This window comes from Desulfosudis oleivorans Hxd3 (assembly GCF_000018405.1).
GTDB lineage: Bacteria > Desulfobacterota > Desulfobacteria > Desulfobacterales > Desulfosudaceae > Desulfosudis > Desulfosudis oleivorans.
Genome location: NC_009943.1, coordinates 344374 through 356633, shown reverse-complemented (window position 1 = coordinate 356633; position 12260 = coordinate 344374). Strand labels below are relative to the sequence as shown.

Below are 12260 nucleotides of genomic sequence, written 5' to 3'. Positions count from 1 at the left end.
TTACTCCTCTTTGTTCTCTGAAAAAACCTTAAAGGATTTACGCCGACACTTCATCCAAATCGCTATCGGTCTCGACATCATACGCCGCCATACGCTTAACCGCTTGTTCTCCGCCTGTCCTTTTTTTCCGAGCCGGATTTGACGATTTTTTTCTTTTTCACCGAGGCCAGCCACTCCTTTTGCTCGGCCTGGTATTCAGCCTCGGTCTGGTGATACCGGGAAAAGTCGGGATTGTCCAGGTCCGGCTTTTGCCCTTTCCAGTTTTTGAAAAGATCGATCAGCTTTTTGATCTGGTCTGTCATGGCTTTTTGGCTTGCCGCATCCATCGTTGCAAAACACTGAGCCCTCCACTACCCATGGATGATGCCGGCATTCTACAAATCAAAAGTGTCCTTGAAAAAACGATCTCTTTTAGCCCGATTATTTCATGAGATTTTCCGACATAACTGTGGTGAAAAACACCTCGAGCCATTCATGACGATTTGCATTTTTGATAACCACCTGCATTGCAGCATATCATTGATAATGATTGCATGGCAATAAACCAAGCGATCAAGAACCCGACCATTACCCGGTTGACCGGACAGTCCAACAGAATTGCGGCAGGTGGTGGTCCTGTAAAGGTCCGTCCGGGCATTTCATGAAATAGTCGAACATGATCCGTAATGTAATGTTTTTAAGAGATTCCGGTGATTTTGCACAAAGTCGAAATGTCTGGTGAACAGGTTCACGTCTGTTGTCAAAACAAAAAGCCCCCGTGCGTTTTGCAGGGGGGCTTTTTTGTTTATGAAAGATTAAGGGAGAAAGCTTATCCGCGCCACTCGGTGTCGTCCACCGTGGTCTTGAAGTCCGGCGTGACAACCGACGGGGCCTCTTTGTCCGCCACCGCGGCCATGTCTTTTTCAGAGGGTTTTCCCACCAGCACGATGCCCTTCTGCGGGCATTTGTCAATGGCCTTGAAAATATCTTCCAGGTGCTCAGGATCGTAATCGTCGTAGTTGATGCAGGAAAGATTGTCCTTGATGGCAAACAGGCCACAGGCCCGCTCGCACGCCTTGCACCCCAGGCAGCCTACGTCGCAGACCTTCTTGACTTCCTTGCCCGCGTCCTTGTTGGAACAGAGTACGGCAAACACCCGGTCCGCCTTGAACGGGGTCATGGTGATGATGTTGCGCGGGCAGGCCTTGGCACAGGCCCCGCAGCCCACGCAGGCGGTATAGTCCACAACGGCCAGGCCGTTGATCACATGAATGGCGTCATAGGCACAGGCCTCGACACAGTCGCCGAACCCCAGGCAGCCGTAGGTGCAGCCCTGAACATCGGCCACGATGTTGGCGGTGACGCAGCGCTGCTCACCCCGGTAGTCGCTGATGCCGTGCTTGTCTTTCGTGTGGGCGCCACAGTGAACAATGGGCCGGTAAGGCAGGGCCTCGCCCACCTCCACGCCCATGATCTGGGCAATGGCCGCCGCGCAGTTGGCGCCGCCCGGGGCGCACTTGTTCACCGGAGCTCCCTGCATCACAACCGCTTCGGCATACTCGCCGCACCCCACAAAGCCGCAGCCGCCGCAGTTGGCGCCGGGAAGGGCCTTGGAAACCGCATCCACCCGGGGGTCCACCTCCACATAAAAGGCCACGTTGGCCCAGCCCAGTATGTAGGTCAATATCACCGCCATTCCCACCAGGGTTCCGGCTGCCAGTCCGATGGTTACCGCCGACATAGTCATCCTCGCATTTAAATATATTTAGGCAAACATTCTAGTTTTCAATTGTCACCCGGGCCAGAACCGGCGCCGCATCCTGCAAGTTGATGCTCATTTCCTGGGCCGGTTCCGGCTTCAGTGCCTTTTTCAGGCCTGAATCCACGCCGGTGAATCCCATAAATCCCATGGCCAGAATCCCGGCGGTCACCAGCGTGATGGCCGCGCCCTGAAGCGGCTTGGGCACGTCGCACATGTCCAGCTCCTCACGAATGCCGGCCATGATCACGATAGCGATGGTAAAGCCCACGCCGCCGAAAATGGCCAGCACCAGTGCCCGGCCCAGATCCCACGCCTCGGCCGGATTATCCACAGCCACGTTGCTCATGATGGTCAGACAGGCAAAGAGAATGGCGCAGTTGGTGGTGATCAGGGGCAGAAACACGCCAAAAGATTTATAAAGGGGCGGAAAAAACTTGCGCACATACATCTCCACGAACTGCACCGAAGAGGAGATGGCAAAAATATAGACAATGTAGCTCAGGATGGTCAGGTCCACGGCCGCCGCCTGCTCCCCGGGCAGAAAGAACCCGGCGACAAAAGCGGTTAGCGGGGCGCCGGGAATCAGGACAAAGGTGGTGATGGCCCAGCTGATAAAGGCCGCGATGGTGATGACAAATGTCACGGCGCACCCCATGCCGAAAGCCATGCTGATGTTGCGGGACACGCCGATAAAGGGGCAGATGCCCACAAAGTAATAGAGCACGAAGTTATTGATCAGGGCCGCGCTCATGGCGATCAGGAAGATGTCAATAATATAATTCATCGCTTTACCTCTGTTCGGTTAGCTGTTTTTTTCTTTTTTGGCTCTGTTGGCCGTAAACCAGTTCACCAGGCCCAGCAGCAGGCCGAAGGTGAAAAACGCGCCGGGCGGCAGGGCCATGATGACCCAGTCGGGCCAGACATCCGGCAGCACGGGAAGACCGAAAAACATGCCAGTGCCCAGGATCTCCCGAACGGTGGCGATGCTGGCCAGGGCCAGGGCAAACCCCAGGGACTGGCCGATGGCATCGGCCCCGGCATGGAACACCGACTGTTTGGAGGCGCACACCTCGCACCGGCAGATGATGATGCAGTTCACGATGATCAGCGGGATGTAGGGGCCCAGCGCCTTGCTCATGTTGTACATGTAGGCGGCCAGGAACCGGTCCACAATGGTTACAAAGGTGGCGATGGTCAGGGTGAAAATAACAATCCGCAGATGGGGTTTTAAAATGTTGCGAATCAGGCTGATCATCACATTGGCACAGAAAAGCACGAAAAGAACGGCCCCGGCCATGGTCATGGCCGACTGCATGTTGCCAGTGACCGCCAGTACGGGGCAGAGGCCCAGCAGCTGGCGGTAGACCGGATTTTCCGGAATAATGCCCTGTAAAAATCTTTCCATCGGTGTGGGTTCGGTCGACATTCTTTACATCCTCATATGTTATTGAGTTGGCGCAACCTGTCAGTCAACTGTCGAAAGCTGCCCCTTTACGTCGTTCAGCGTGCTGTTGATAATCGTGCACACGGCCCGGGAAGAGATGGTGGCGCCGGTGATGGCGTCGATCTCGTTTCCCGCCTTGGCCCCGGTCTTTACCACGGCCAGACTTTTGTCGGTCTTTTTCTGAAGAAACTGATTTCGCCAGTCGTCCTCAATAATCTTGTTGCCCAGTCCCGGGGTCTCCTTCTGGTTTAAAATAAAAAGGCCGGTGATGGCGGACAGATCCGGGTTGACGCCCACCAGCAGCTCGATCTTATCGGCATATCCCTGGCCGGAACTCTTGATAACCCAGCCGGCCGGCTCACCGTTCTGCATGGCCTTGTAGACGTCGTAAAACACCTGCCGGCCATTTTTCTCCAGGGCCAGGGTGGTGGACTCCATTTCAATGGCCTCGTCGGCCCGGTCAGCCCCCAGCACCAGGCCGGGCACCTGCTGCCGGGTCTCGTTGATCTTGTTTTCAAGAATCTTCGGAGAAAGGGTCAGCTGAACACCAGCCAGTGCCCCGCCGTAAAAAACCGCCAGCAGCAGCACCAGCCATGCCTGAACAATGTAATTGTTTTTCATAGATTTTTGTTCCTGCGTTACGTTTAACGACACGTTATGATTTTTCAGGCCGCTTCTTCGACCTTGACCGTTCCAAAAGGCTTGGGAATCATCCACCGGTTGATCAGCGGGGTCATGGCGTTCATCAGCAGTACCGCAAACATGACGCCCTCGGGATAGCCGCTGAAAATCCGCAGCAGCATGATGATGGCGCCGACCCCCAGGCCGAAGACAAACTTGCCGCCGGATGTCAGCGGGCTGGTCACCGGGTCGGTGGCAATATAGAAGGCCCCAAACAGCAGGGCCCCGCCGAACAGGTGGTGCAGAACAGTCCATTCAGAATCGGGGTTGGCCAGGCTGACCAGCACCGCGCACACCACCACGGCCAGGATCACGCCGGCCGGAATCTCCCAGGAGGCGGTGCGGCGAATGCACAGGTAGGCGCCGCCGATCAGGCAGGCCAGGGCGCTGCCCTCCCCCAAAGAGCCGTTGGTGGTGCCGATAAACAGCTTAAACAGCGGGGTCACCACCCCTTCCTGCTGAAACAGGGTCAGGGGCGTGGCCTGGGATACGGCGTCCACTGCTCCACCGGCGGTCATGTAACCGGAGGCGGCCATGGCGCCGGCAAAGGCGATCATGACAAAGGCCCGGCCCACCATGGCCGGGTTAAAAATGTTCATGCCCAGGCCCCCGAAAATAACCTTTCCGATGCCGATGGCCACAAAAGACGCGATCACCCCGACATACCAGGGCGCCGGTCCGGGCAGGGACAGGGCCAGAATCACGCCGGTGATGGCCGCCGACCCGTCTCCCAGGGGAATGGGCCGCTTGCGCATGCGGGTGAAGATCGCCTCCGCCGCCAGGCAGCTGACCAGGCAGATAACGAGCTGCTTGACGGCAAACATGCCGAAGACATAAACCGCCATGCCCACCACCGGAATCAGGGCGATAAGCACATCGGCCATCATGCGCCGGGTGGTGAAAGACTCGTTGGACAGATGGGGAGACGGGGCCGTCTGAAGGACCGGGCCCGCCGTGGTCTCCCGGGCTTCTGCTTTCTTGTCTGCGTTTTCGTTCATAACCTGCTCTATCTTTGTCTGGTGATGATGTTATTTTTTCCTGGTGGCCATGATAGCCGCCTTGCCCATACGGATCAGCTGGACCAGGGGGAGGCTGGCCGGACAGGTGTAGGCGCAGCAGCCGCACTCCAGGCAGGTAAAGATATTGTATCGCTCCGCCACTTCCAGGTTCTTATTCCGGCTGGCGACGGCCAACTTGCTGGGCACCAGGTTCAGGGGACACACATCCACGCACCGGCCGCAACGGACACAGGCGGTCTCTTCGGCTTTTTTCACATCATCCCGGGTCAGCACGGTCACGCCGCTGGCGCCCTTGGTGACCGGCATCTCCATGTCGGTAAAGGCAAACCCCATCATGGGGCCGCCGGAGACGATGCGGGCCGCTTCGGGCCTCAGTCCGCCGCAGAACTCAATCAGTTCACCGTAGCTGATGCCGATAGGCACCAGCAGGTTCTTGGGCTGCACGATGCCGCCGCCGGTGACGCACACCACCCGGTGGGTCAGGGGCTTTTTCCGGAGCACGGCCCGGGCCACGGCCACCACCGTGCCCACGTTGCTGACCGCGGCTCCCACTTCCAGGGGCAGCTTTCCGGGCGGTACTTTTCGTTTCATCACCGCCATGATCAGGTGTTTTTCACTGCCCTGGGGATACTTGGTTTTCAGCACCGCGATCTTTACGGCGGTTCCCTGGGCCGCCCGGGTCATGGCCTCCACGGCCTTGGGCTTGTTGGCCTCGATGCCCACCACAATCTGTTTTGCGCCCACGGCCCGGCCGGCCAGCAGCGCGCCGCATATCACGGCGTCCGCTGCTTCCACCATGATCCGGTAGTCCGGTGTCAGAAAGGGTTCGCATTCGCAGCCGTTGATCAGCAGGGCGTCCACGGGCCGCTTGTCGTTGGGCATGATTTTTACATGGGTGGGAAAGGCGGCACCGCCGAGCCCCACGATGCCCGCCGCGGAAATGGCCTCGGAAATGGCCTTGGGGTCATGCTTGTCCGCCGCGTCTTTGGGCCAGTCCCCGCCCAGAATCTCTTCCATCAGGGCCGCGCCTTCCAGCTGGTCGCCGTCGGCCTTGATGGGCACTGCCGGCACATGGCGTCCGTTGGGAAGGGTCACGTTTAATACTTTTTGTACCTTGCCGTTGATGGGCGAATGAATCGGCACCGACACAAACCCGGTGGCCTTGGCGATCATCTCACCGAACGTCACGTCCTGCTTGGCCTTGACCACGCATTCGCTGGGCGCGCCGATGTTCTGCATCAGCGGCACCACAACCTTTGCCGGGGTCGGCACCACCTCAATCGGCACATCCTGTGAAAAGTTTTTATGGCCCGGCGGGTGGACACCCTTTGCAAAGGTGCCGCTGCCTTCAAAGCCTGCTAATTTCAGCCCCATGCCGTCTCCTTAAAAATGCATCCTGATAATAACGAGTGAGTACAGGCAGGATAAAATCCATGCCAAATCGTTTTCTATATCACCTGAAAAACAGGTATGTCCATATTTTTTTCCCCGATTTTTTATTTTTTGGCCGGCGCCTAATGAATATGGTTGACACGGCTCCGGTTTTGGTCTACTGCTCATAACTTTGAATGAAAAGGTTAGTTTCCAGAACAAGGATATCGCAATATTTTTTAAAAAATTAATTTTGGTTTTAAAGGTGCCGGTAATGATGAAAAAGAAAAACCGTGTATTGATGCTGAGCGTGATGGTGGTGGTGGCATGTGTCTGCCTGGGCGGCCTTTATGGACTTTCAACAGGTGCCGATGCGGCCGAAGATGTAAGCATTCTCCAGATTGACGCGATGCAGCCGTTTGCGCCCCTGGAGCGCCCGGTGGTGCGTTTTTACCACGACACCCACACCGCGGCCCCCTCGGGACAGGACTGCACCGTGTGCCACACGGCGGACGGGTTTACCTTTATTGAAATGCCGGGGGATGCGTCGGCCAGGGCCACCATGGACGCCTGGCACAAGGCCTGCATGGACTGCCACAAAGGCCTTGTGAAAAAGGGAGAGGCAACCGGCCCCATGACCTGCGGCGAATGCCACCCCAAGGGAGCCCGCAAACTGCTGCCCGAGATGCCGGCCACCGGCTTCTACGACGCGTATCATGATTTTCACATGGACGCCTTGAGCGGCGGCTGTGAACTGTGCCATCATGACTATGATCCCGCCACCGGTGAACTCTATTACGCCGAGGGAATGGAAACCGCGTGCATTGAGTGCCACGGCGACACCGCCGACGGCGATACCCCCTCCGTAAAGGACGCCTCCCACCTCTCCTGCATTAAATGTCACCTGGACATGGCGGTGGGGCCGGTGGCCTGCGGCGAGTGCCATCAATAAAAAATTGGCTACTGAAAGCATAAATATTTATATTAATTAAGGAATACAGGTTCAAGGAGGCCGTATGTCGGATCCAGCAAAGTGGGATTGGGACACAGGCGAAAAGCTTGTATCGGACATCAATCAGTGGCAGTCCGATTATAAATGGGTGGAAGAGCCCTATGCCAGCCCGGACGGAGAAAAAGTGGCGGCCATCGTCAATGTGGACGAAGGGGAGTTCAATGTCTGCGTGAACGGCGAGGCATGGGAGCGGGAGGCCAATTTCGAAAAGGCCTGGTACCTGCGGTTTTCGCCGGACGGCCGCCTGACGGTGATCGCCTCCGAAGACATGGCATGGACCGTTGTGGTGGACGGCGAATCCTGGGAGGAAAGTTTTGACTACGTGTGGGACACCCGTTTTTCCACTGACGGCAGTGTGATCGCCGCGGCCACACAGGCCGATGGCGAGTACGCCATAGCCGTGGACGGGGTTGCCTGGGAAAACCGGTACGGCAACATGAACTGCATGCATTTGAGCGCCGACGGCAAGAACAGCGCTGCCGCGGTGCAAACCGAACCCTGCGGCGAACCCGAGATATTCAAATTTCAGGAAGGGGTTTACACGGCGGCGGTCAACGGCGAGCCCTGGGACCGCAACTTTACCAGCGTCTGGAACATGGCCTTTAACGCTGACGGCACACGCCTGGCCGCTGAAGTGCGCCTGAACCTTTACGACTACACCATTGCGGTGAACGGCAAGCCCTGGGACAAGGTGTTCGGCTGCGTGTGGGAGCCGATTTTTCATCCGGTCAAGGGCACGGTACTGGCCCCGGTCATGGCTGACGGCGGCTGGACCCTGGCGGAAAACGGCAACCTCATCTGGGACAAGCGGTTTATTCAGGTGTGGCACCAGATGGTCAGCCCGGACAACCGGAAAATCGCCGCCATTGTGGCCCCCTCCTTCGGCCGGTGGACCATGGCAGTCGACGGCGAACCGTGGGCACTGACCTTCGGCGATATGGTGACTGACGCGGTGTTCTCCCCGGACAGCCGACGCCTGGCCTGCCTGGGAAAAGAAAACGAACGCTATACGGTGGCCGTGGACGAAAAAGCCTGGAACACCACCTTTGACATGGCCTGGAAACCGGTCTTTTCTCCGGACTCCAGCATGGTAGCCGCCAAAGTAGCATCCAACGGCAAATACACCATCGCCCTGGACGGCAAAACCTGGGGCCGGTCCTTTGACGCCCTGTGGGACCCGGTATTTTCTCCGGACGGAAAGAAACTGCTCTGCCGGTGTGTGGAAAACGGAAAGTATTTCCGGCGCGTGGTGCCGGTGACCGAAATAAAATAAGATCAGGGAGACAACCATGAACACTCCGGATACCTTTGACGTCATATACAATTTTGTCAGCGGCCCCCTTGTGTGGGCGGCCTTTATCCTGTTTGTCGGGGGCAGCATCTACCGGCTCTGGAAAATGCTTGCCCTGGTCAACAAAAAAGACCGGTTCATCTTTACCTACATGAGCCTGTATCACAGCCTGCGCTCCATCGCCCACTGGATCGTCCCCTTTGGCACCACCAGCTGGCGCATGCACCCGGTCATGACCGTGGCCACCTTTGCCTTTCACATCTGCCTGCTCGTGCTGCCGATCTTTCTGGCCGGCCACGTGGTGATGATCGCCTTTTCCTGGGGCGTGAGCTGGCCCACCCTGCCGGCGGGGGTAGTGGATGTGATGACCGTAATCGTGATCGCCTGCTGCATCTTCTTTCTGGTACGCAGAATCGTGCAAAAAGAGGTCAAGTACCTGACCACCCCGTCGGACTATGTTCTGCTGCTGATCACGGCGGCCCCGTTTGTCACCGGTTTTTTTGCCTATCACCAGTGGCTGGACTACCGCACATGGATCCTGCTTCACATTCTTTCCGGAGAGATCATGCTGGTGGCCATTCCCTTTACCCGGCTGAGCCACATGCTGTTTGCCGTGTTCACACGTTCCTACATCGCCTCTGAATTCGGCGGGGTACGGTGTGCAAAAGACTGGTAAAAACACCTACAACCACTGCTTTTTGTTCCCATGCAAGGAGGAAATATAGATGGCCGAAACAGCTGAAAAAGAAAAAAAAGTCATAATAGACGAGGGGCTTGATACCGGAGCCAGGCGACTGACCCCGGAACGGATTAAAACCGTATATAACAAAATGCTGGGCAAGGCCATGGGCGCCAAGGTTCGCACCTACGTGGACACCTGCGTTCACTGCGGCCTTTGTTCGGATGCCTGCCATGTCTACCTGTCCAACGATAAAGATCCCAAGTATTCACCAGCCGGAAAGGTGAAGCGGACCCTTGGGGAACTCATCAAGAAAAAAGGCAACGTCTCTCCGGATTTCATCAAGGAGATGTCGGAGATCGCCTCCACCGAGTGTAACGTCTGCAAGCGGTGCGCCATGTACTGCCCCTTTGGTATCGACGTGGCCTACCTGATGCTGGTGGCCCGTCGCTTTTGCCACCTGTGCGGGGTTACCCCCCTGTACATTCAGGCCACGGCCCACAGCCATGCCGCCACCATGAACCAGATGTGGGTAAAAGAGGATGAGTGGATCGACACCCTTCAGTGGCAGGAGGAGGACGGTCGCGAAGAGATGCCCAACCTGCGGATTCCGCTGGAAAAAGAGGGTGCCGAGATCATGTACTCCGTGATCGGCCCGGAGCCCAAGTTCCAGCCCACCCTGATCTACAACGCCGCCATTATCATGAACACGGCGGGGCTTGACTGGACCATGCCGGCCACCCCGGGGTGGGACAACAGCGACATGGCCATGTACACCGGCGACAACGAGATCATGGGCCGGGTCAAACGGGCCCATTTCGAGGCGGCGGCCCGGCTCAAGGTCAAAAAAATCGTCATGGGCGAGTGTGGCCATGCCTTCCGCTCGGTCTATGATATGGGCAACCGGCAGCTCGGCTGGAAAATGCCGCCCATTCCGATTGTGCACGCCATCGAATTTTACTATGACCTGCTCAAATCCGGTAAAATAAAGATAAAAGAAAAATACAAAAAATCGGTCACCCTGCACGACCCCTGCAACGTGGTCCGGGGCCGGGGCCTACATGAAAAGGCCCGGTACGTGGTCAACCAGATATGTGAAAACTTCATCGAGATGCACCCCAACCGTGAGCACAACTACTGCTGCAACGCCGGCGGCGGGGTGATCAACTGCGGCCCTCCCTTTAAGAACAAGCGGGTGATCAGCAATTCGGTCAAAGCCAAGCAGATCGCCGACACCGGAGCTGAAATTTTAATCACGCCCTGCCACAACTGCCACAGCGGCATGGAGGATATCATCAGCTACTACGAGGTCGGCATGCACACCAAGTTCCTCTCCGAGATCATCTACGAGGTGATGGAAAAACCCGAGCCCGCCGAGTAGACAAAAACGCTTCATGAAAGACAAAAAGCCCCTCCTGATAAAGGGGGGGCTTTTTTTATTGGGACTTTCTCCAGTCTAATGGAGGCTCAGGATTCAAGGGGTCGAGGGGGCCCCTTTCAAAACCATCGACCGCACTGAAAAGCATGCAAGTCTTTACTACCACTAATCGGGAGATGAACTGTTTATCCACCGTGCCCGCGTGATCACACACCCCAGGGAAAAGAACATAAAGATCATGGACGCAAACAGGTGAAAAAAGTTTAGGACCGGCATCATGGGAAAATCCACGGACACGCCCGGCAGGTTTTTTACCGCCATCACAAGGCCGGAGAGCAGGGCCAGCACCAGAAACACGACACGCAACACACCGGAAGTTGTCAGGCGTAAGCCCCTGACGCGCAGGCCGGTGTAAACAATGGCGGCATAAACGGCCAGGGCCACCAGCACGGCGCCGGCCACATAATGCACCTGCACATTGACCATGAAGTTGCTCGACCACCCGAAGCCCGGCACATTCCCCACGTAGTAACGGCCGTAAAGGGGCATGTTGCCGAACCCGGTAAAGATCGCCACGCCGACCCCCACCCGGTAAAGCCACAGAAGAAGGCGGTCTGTTATACCGATCATCACATGTTCTCCTTTTCATGGTCTTTGTTGCCGGCCAGCAGTCCGAACCGGGCCACGGCCGCCACAATACCGGCCACCGGCGCAATGGCCAGGGCCGCAAACATCCGGTTGGGCGTGGTCATGGCATCGGCCACCGGTTGCAGGTGAGGTTTGCCCGGTCCTTTTTCCACCGATCCGTTTAGCACATCAAAAGGCACCGGTGACACATAAATGGTGTTGGTGCCGCCGTTTTCCTCCAGCCCGTAGATAAACCCGTTGGTCTCCTTTGCCAGCTGTCTTGCCTTTTCAATGATCCGGCTTTTCGGCCCGATCTGCTGAACATCCACAGGACAAACCTCAATGCAGGCGGGCAGCTCACCTTCGGCCACCCGGTCAAAGCACCGGTCGCACTTGTACATGACCCCGTTGCCCGCGTACTGGGGCATCAGGTTCAGGTGAAGCCCCACCCCGGACTGGCGTTCGGGAATGTGCCAGGGACAGACCGCCTTGCACTTGGCCCCGCCCATGCAGATGTCCGGGGAGATGGCCACGATGCCGTTGTCCTGCTGGTAGGCCGCGCCAAAGGGACAGAGCTTGGAGCAGGGCGGGTTCTCGCAGTGCATGCACCGCCGGGGAATGTTGAGCTCAAAGGGTTCGCCGTTGTGTTCACCGTAGGCCCGCTGAATGTAGAGCCAGTTGTAGGGGGTGAGCCGGTCGGAAACGGCCTGTTTTTCCGGGGCCGACCAGTCGGCGATCTTTACCTTTTCCCTGGGAATCATCTCGGGAATGGCGCCCTTGAGCTCCGGGAACTTGTGGCCGTTGACCTCCCGGCAGGCATACACGCACTCTTCGCAGCCGATGCACCGGCTCAGGTCCAGCAGGGTGCACAAGGGCTCACCGGAAGCAGCCCCCGCCATGGAGGCCAGGCCCGTGCCCGAGGCGGCCACGGCCCCGGCCGTGATCAGACCGGCCTTTAAAAAATTACGCCTGGAAATGGTGTCGGGCATGTTACTGCCTCCTTGCGCTTAAACTCGC

Annotated in this window: 13 protein-coding genes; 4 read left to right on the top strand and 9 right to left on the bottom strand. The window is 57.4% G+C overall.

Annotated features, from left to right (window positions below):
• Positions 1–95: 95 nt before the first annotated feature.
• The 7 genes from DOLE_RS01570 to rsxC all read right to left on the bottom strand — a co-directional run bounded on the left by DOLE_RS01570 (position 96) and on the right by rsxC (position 6259).
• Positions 96–302 (bottom strand): hypothetical protein, encoded by a 207-nt coding sequence (locus DOLE_RS01570; RefSeq protein ID WP_153304328.1) that lies wholly within the window; start codon positions 300–302, stop codon positions 96–98.
• 506 nt (positions 303–808) lie between these two features.
• Positions 809–1720 (bottom strand): RnfABCDGE type electron transport complex subunit B, encoded by a 912-nt coding sequence (locus DOLE_RS01565; RefSeq protein WP_012173740.1) that lies wholly within the window; start codon positions 1718–1720, stop codon positions 809–811.
• Between the two features lie 37 nt (positions 1721–1757).
• Positions 1758–2525 carry an electron transport complex protein RnfA gene (locus DOLE_RS01560; RefSeq protein ID WP_012173739.1) on the bottom strand — a complete coding sequence of 256 codons (768 nt, stop codon included), beginning with the start codon at positions 2523–2525 and terminating at the stop codon, positions 1758–1760.
• A gap of 18 nt (positions 2526–2543) precedes the next feature.
• The gene (gene rsxE / locus DOLE_RS01555) at positions 2544–3167 is read right to left on the bottom strand and encodes an electron transport complex subunit RsxE (RefSeq protein WP_012173738.1); all 624 of its coding nucleotides are present in this window, start codon (positions 3165–3167) and stop codon (positions 2544–2546) included.
• Between the two features lie 39 nt (positions 3168–3206).
• The gene (locus tag DOLE_RS01550; RefSeq protein WP_012173737.1) at positions 3207–3806 is read right to left on the bottom strand and encodes an RnfABCDGE type electron transport complex subunit G; all 600 of its coding nucleotides are present in this window, start codon (positions 3804–3806) and stop codon (positions 3207–3209) included.
• A gap of 44 nt (positions 3807–3850) precedes the next feature.
• Positions 3851–4864 carry an RnfABCDGE type electron transport complex subunit D gene (locus DOLE_RS01545; protein ID WP_012173736.1) on the bottom strand — a complete coding sequence of 338 codons (1014 nt, stop codon included), beginning with the start codon at positions 4862–4864 and terminating at the stop codon, positions 3851–3853.
• A gap of 30 nt (positions 4865–4894) precedes the next feature.
• A complete protein-coding gene (gene rsxC / locus DOLE_RS01540) occupies positions 4895–6259 on the bottom strand; it encodes an electron transport complex subunit RsxC (protein WP_012173735.1) in 1365 nt (454 codons plus the stop codon).
• 271 nt (positions 6260–6530) lie between these two features.
• On the opposite strand from rsxC, the gene DOLE_RS01535 reads away from it, so the two are divergent.
• The 4 genes from DOLE_RS01535 (at position 6531) to tmcB (ending at position 10619) form a co-directional block, all read left to right on the top strand.
• Positions 6531–7208, top strand: a complete 678-nt coding sequence (locus DOLE_RS01535; protein ID WP_012173734.1) for a cytochrome c3 family protein — start codon at positions 6531–6533, stop codon at positions 7206–7208.
• A gap of 64 nt (positions 7209–7272) precedes the next feature.
• Entirely contained in the window at positions 7273–8541 is a 1269-nt protein-coding gene (gene tmcD / locus DOLE_RS01530; RefSeq protein ID WP_012173733.1) for an electron transfer complex subunit TmcD, read from the top strand.
• 16 nt (positions 8542–8557) lie between these two features.
• Positions 8558–9235, top strand: a complete 678-nt coding sequence (gene tmcC / locus DOLE_RS01525; protein WP_012173732.1) for a TmcC family electron transfer complex membrane anchor subunit — start codon at positions 8558–8560, stop codon at positions 9233–9235.
• Positions 9236–9284: 49 nt separating this feature from the next.
• The gene (tmcB, locus tag DOLE_RS01520) at positions 9285–10619 is read left to right on the top strand and encodes an electron transfer complex ferredoxin TmcB (protein ID WP_012173731.1); all 1335 of its coding nucleotides are present in this window, start codon (positions 9285–9287) and stop codon (positions 10617–10619) included.
• A gap of 162 nt (positions 10620–10781) precedes the next feature.
• Here the strand turns inward: tmcB and DOLE_RS01515 are convergent, their stop codons facing one another.
• The gene (locus tag DOLE_RS01515; RefSeq protein WP_012173730.1) at positions 10782–11246 is read right to left on the bottom strand and encodes a hypothetical protein; all 465 of its coding nucleotides are present in this window, start codon (positions 11244–11246) and stop codon (positions 10782–10784) included.
• Complete coding sequence (locus DOLE_RS01510) at positions 11246–12232, bottom strand: 4Fe-4S dicluster domain-containing protein (protein WP_012173729.1); 987 nt, start codon at positions 12230–12232, stop codon at positions 11246–11248. Before DOLE_RS01510 ends, DOLE_RS01515 begins: the two co-directional genes overlap by 1 nt.
• Between the last annotated feature and the right edge of the window lie 28 nt (positions 12233–12260).

Bases quoted from the DNA above. Each gene is read 5' to 3' on its own strand.
- DOLE_RS01570 (WP_153304328.1), bottom strand. From the start codon at position 302: ATGACAGACCAGATCAAAAAGCTGATCGATCTTTTCAAAAACTGGAAA.
- DOLE_RS01565 (WP_012173740.1), bottom strand. From the start codon at position 1,720: ATGTCGGCGGTAACCATCGGACTGGCAGCCGGAACCCTGGTGGGAATG.
- DOLE_RS01560 (WP_012173739.1), bottom strand. From the start codon at position 2,525: ATGAATTATATTATTGACATCTTCCTGATCGCCATGAGCGCGGCCCTG.
- rsxE (WP_012173738.1), bottom strand. From the start codon at position 3,167: ATGTCGACCGAACCCACACCGATGGAAAGATTTTTACAGGGCATTATT.
- DOLE_RS01550 (WP_012173737.1), bottom strand. From the start codon at position 3,806: ATGAAAAACAATTACATTGTTCAGGCATGGCTGGTGCTGCTGCTGGCG.
- DOLE_RS01545 (WP_012173736.1), bottom strand. From the start codon at position 4,864: ATGAACGAAAACGCAGACAAGAAAGCAGAAGCCCGGGAGACCACGGCG.
- rsxC (WP_012173735.1), bottom strand. From the start codon at position 6,259: ATGGGGCTGAAATTAGCAGGCTTTGAAGGCAGCGGCACCTTTGCAAAG.
- DOLE_RS01535 (WP_012173734.1), top strand. From the start codon at position 6,531: ATGATGAAAAAGAAAAACCGTGTATTGATGCTGAGCGTGATGGTGGTG.
- tmcD (WP_012173733.1), top strand. From the start codon at position 7,273: ATGTCGGATCCAGCAAAGTGGGATTGGGACACAGGCGAAAAGCTTGTA.
- tmcC (WP_012173732.1), top strand. From the start codon at position 8,558: ATGAACACTCCGGATACCTTTGACGTCATATACAATTTTGTCAGCGGC.
- tmcB (WP_012173731.1), top strand. From the start codon at position 9,285: ATGGCCGAAACAGCTGAAAAAGAAAAAAAAGTCATAATAGACGAGGGG.
- DOLE_RS01515 (WP_012173730.1), bottom strand. From the start codon at position 11,246: ATGATCGGTATAACAGACCGCCTTCTTCTGTGGCTTTACCGGGTGGGG.
- DOLE_RS01510 (WP_012173729.1), bottom strand. From the start codon at position 12,232: ATGCCCGACACCATTTCCAGGCGTAATTTTTTAAAGGCCGGTCTGATC.